Annotated in this window: 4 protein-coding genes and 2 pseudogenes; 5 read left to right on the forward strand and 1 reads right to left on the reverse strand. The window is 59.1% G+C overall.

The annotated features are described in order from the left end of the window. The 3 genes from NKJ06_RS34870 to NKJ06_RS34880 form a co-directional block, all read left to right on the forward strand. Positions 1–368, forward strand: a 368-nt coding sequence (locus tag NKJ06_RS34870) for a site-specific integrase (RefSeq protein ID WP_502905679.1), incomplete at its 5' end; no start/stop codon positions are given. Next, entirely contained in the window at positions 365–769 is a 405-nt protein-coding gene (locus NKJ06_RS34875; RefSeq protein ID WP_352812462.1) for a site-specific integrase, read from the forward strand. The genes NKJ06_RS34870 and NKJ06_RS34875, both read left to right, overlap by 4 nt. Continuing rightward, on the forward strand, positions 766–1,377 hold the full coding sequence (locus tag NKJ06_RS34880; RefSeq protein WP_352812464.1) for a tyrosine-type recombinase/integrase: 612 nt from the start codon (positions 766–768) through the stop codon (positions 1,375–1,377). Before NKJ06_RS34875 ends, NKJ06_RS34880 begins: the two co-directional genes overlap by 4 nt. Before the next feature lie 111 nt (positions 1,378–1,488). Here the strand turns inward: NKJ06_RS34880 and NKJ06_RS34885 are convergent. Then, positions 1,489–1,743, reverse strand: a pseudogene (locus tag NKJ06_RS34885) (IS110 family transposase); the annotation flags it as partial. A gap of 74 nt (positions 1,744–1,817) precedes the next feature. On the opposite strand from NKJ06_RS34885, the pseudogene NKJ06_RS34890 reads away from it, so the two are divergent. Together NKJ06_RS34890 and NKJ06_RS34895 are read left to right on the forward strand one after the other, a co-directional pair. Beyond that, a pseudogene (locus NKJ06_RS34890) lies at positions 1,818–1,973 on the forward strand (transposase); the annotation flags it as partial. A 444-nt stretch (positions 1,974–2,417) separates the two neighbouring features. Next, positions 2,418–3,464, forward strand: coding sequence for an amino acid kinase family protein (locus tag NKJ06_RS34895; protein WP_352812466.1), 1,047 nt, complete (start codon positions 2,418–2,420; stop codon positions 3,462–3,464). The last annotated feature ends 49 nt before the right edge of the window (positions 3,465–3,513 follow it).

Raw genomic sequence — 3,513 nt, forward strand, 5'->3', positions numbered from 1 at the left:
CTCGGGAAGAGCCGGGTGCGGGAAATCCGCCCGCCCGGATCTGTGAGGGCGAAAGCCGAATGGCTGAGCTACTCGACCACGATCCCGTCATACGTCGCGCCGGGTTGAAACCACAGCACGGGCGAACCGGGCCACGCTTACATGACTTGCGTCACTCGATGGTCGTGAACCGTATCCTTCAATGGTACCGACAGGGGATCAACCCGCAGGATCGACTGCCGTTCCTCGCGACCTATCTCGGCCATCGGGATATCAACTCCACCCTGGTCTACATCACGGTCACACAGGATCTGCTGCATCTCGCCAATGAGCGGTTCAGGGCTATAGGCGCTCCATGCCTCAATCTCGGGCGGGAGACGCGCTCATGAGCAAGGCCAACCCGTTCCCGAACCTGATGCGCGCGTTCTTCTACGAATGGCTTGTTGAGCAGCGTAACGCGTCCGTCCACACGGTCCGATCCTACCGCGACACCTGGCGCCTGTTCCTCCGGTTCGTCGCACAGCGCGCAGAAAAGACGGTGGCGGCGATCACGCTGGCCGATCTGACGGCCAGTGAAGTGGCTGCGTTCCTGAGGCACGCCGAACACGAACGCGGCGGCACGATCGGCACGCGCAACTGCCGGCTTGCCGCGATCCGCAGCTTCTTCAACTCGTGGCGACCAGGGATCCCGCATCGATCGCCCAATGCGTGGAAATCCTCAACGTCCTCAACGTCCCGGTCAAGCGGGCGCCGCTATCAGAACCGTGTTATCTGGATCAGGCGGAAGTGACGGCGATCCTTGCCCAGCCAGACCGCTCGACGCTCGAAGGCCTGCGCGATCACGCGCTGCTCTCGTTCCTCTACAATAGCGGGGCACGAATACAGGAAGCGCTCGATCTGTGTCCTGAGGCCATCCGGTTCGATACCCCGGGTTGCGTGCGGCTCCTTGGCAAGGGCCGTAAGGAGCGCATCTGCCCACTCTGGCCAGAAACCGCGCTGCTGCTGAAAAAGCTGTTGGAACGGCAGCCGCGAGCGCCAAACGCGCGGATGTTCGTTAACCGCTACGGCGAGCCGCTCAGCGCCTCGGGCGTCCGGTTCAAGCTTGTGACTTATGTTAAAGCGGCAGCCGAAACCGTGCCATCGCTGCGAGCCAAGCATGTGACGCCACACAGCTTCCGTCACGCCACCGCTGTGCACCTTGTCTCGGCGGGCGTCGATATCACGGTCATCCGCAGCTGGCTTGGCCACGTGAGCCTCGACACCACTAACCACTACGCGAAGGCCAATCTGGAAACGAAGCGAAGGGCCCTGGAACAGGTCGGCGTTCCGGCAACGGCAACTCATCTGCCATCATGGAAGCGGGAAGCGAGCTTGCTCGCCTGGCTCGACAGCCTCTGAAATAATGCGAAGGAACGTGAGCGAAAAACGTTACAACTAAGCCAATCTGCACGCGTCCCTTCACATTCCTGCGACCTCACGATTAGTAAAGATATGCCCACCTGACCATATTTTGACAAATGGCTTGACGTATCCCGGAGCGATTAGCCGAACACCGTGCCCCAGCCTCGCAATCTCCCGCGCCCAATAATGGCTGCCGGCGCACGCTTCCATGGCAACCGTGCAGGCCGGCTGATCAGCAAGAAACCGAAGTACTTGATCACGGCGAAGCTTCTTCCTGAACAGCACGGCTCCCGATACATCCGCGCCGTGCGCCTGGAACACGTTCTTCGCCAGATCCAATCCGATTGTGTTAACTTCCAACATGGACGCCTCCGTTCGATGATGTTTGACGACACCACTTTGGCACAGCGATGCCGTGAGGGGGCGTCCACCCCATCAACCTGCCCGCCCACAAGACCGCCGGCGTGCGCGACGCGATTGAGGCCGCAGGCGCGAGCCTGCTCTACCTGCCGCCCTACAGTCCCGACTTCAATCCGATTGAGAACGCCTTCGCCAAACTCAAGGCGCTGCTGGGAGCACGTAGAGCCCATACGCAGCAATGGGGTACGGCGGTTGAACGTGGCAAACTCCCGGAAAGACGAGCACTCATGCCGGATTCAGCGCTGCGAGTCAGTTTGCGACAGAGTCGAAACATTTGCTTCATGATCTCTGAGCGCCTCGTTATTGGTCACGCTCCCGGCCTCGGTTCAGCACTGGGCGCGTTCAAACACAATTTTACAAAACATTAATCCTTATCATTTCCGCGAATGATATTCTCCAGGCCGCTGCAGGTTTCGGAGCAAAGATATTTGGAAGCAAAAATCTTTGCGGCGATTACTGGAAACGTTGGTCAAGCAACTGGTGGCGCCGCGGAAACGAGAAACTCTTCAGGTACGTAGTGTATTGGGGCGGCTGGCTCTATCGGCTTCTGTGGCCGCTGGTGCTGCGGCGGTTGACCAGCCAAGCCAACTAACCCAAAGCATTTGGAGGTGATTCTCTTGCCGAACTGCGAGCCTGGTGCCCACACCGTCGAGAAGATCGGCGGCACGTCGATCTCCAATGCCGCTGCCGTCATCGAGAACGTCCTGGTTGGGGGACGCAAGAGGAGCGCGCTGTACAACCGCATATTCGTCGTGTCCGCTTACAGCGGGATGACAGACCGGCTTCTCGAGCACAAGAAGACCGGCAAGCCCGGCGTCTATGCACTCTTCGCGAGCGCCAGCTCAAAATCAGCTTGGATCGAAGCGATCGTGGAGGTCCGTCTGGCGATGAAGAGGCTCAATGCGGAAGTCTTCGGTGACTCGTCGGAAAGGCGCGTCGCCGACGAGTTTGTGAACGAGCGCTTTGAAGGAGTGAGCGACTGCCTGTTGGATCTACAGCGGCTTTGCTCATATGGCCACTTCAGGCTCGAAGAGCACCTGATTGCCGTGCGTGAGATTCTGGCTGCGCAGGGCGAAGCCCACAGTGCCCACAACACAGTTCTGCTCCTCAGGAAACTCGGCGTGGAGGCGATTTTCGTGGACACGACGGGTTGGCGCGACGAAACTGAAATGAGCCTTGACGCCCGAATTGGGACAGCATTATCCGCTATCGATCTCGGCAAGCAGCTGCCGATCGTCCCCGGCTACAGTCGATGCCCGGGTGGCCTGGTGCGGCTCTATGGCCGCGGCTACACTGAGGTCACATTCGCTCGGATCGCAGTACTTACCGGCGCCAAGGAGGCAATAATCCATAAGGAGTTCCATCTATCGACAGCCGACCCCAAGATTGTCGGCATCGAGCGGGTTCGCGCTGTCGGCCCTACCAACTATGAGGTCGCCAATAAGCTGTCTAACCTCGAAGTGGAAGCGATTCATTCGGCCGCTTCCAAGGAGTTGCGTCATGCAAATATACCTCTTCGTGTCAAGAATACGTTCGATCCTCAGAACGATGGAACCGTTATCACTCGCGACTATGTCTCTGACTCACCCCAGGCAGAAATCATCGCAGGTCTCAGAGGAGTGCATGCCCTAGGTGTGGAGCCTCAACAGGTTGTCCTCGGTTAAGGCGAGGCGACTGATGGGCGGTTTTGACTTTAGGCTGCCGTGGGGGCGA

Origin of the sequence: Mesorhizobium sp. M0293, assembly GCF_040321735.1 — a bacterium.
GTDB lineage: Bacteria > Pseudomonadota > Alphaproteobacteria > Rhizobiales > Rhizobiaceae > Mesorhizobium.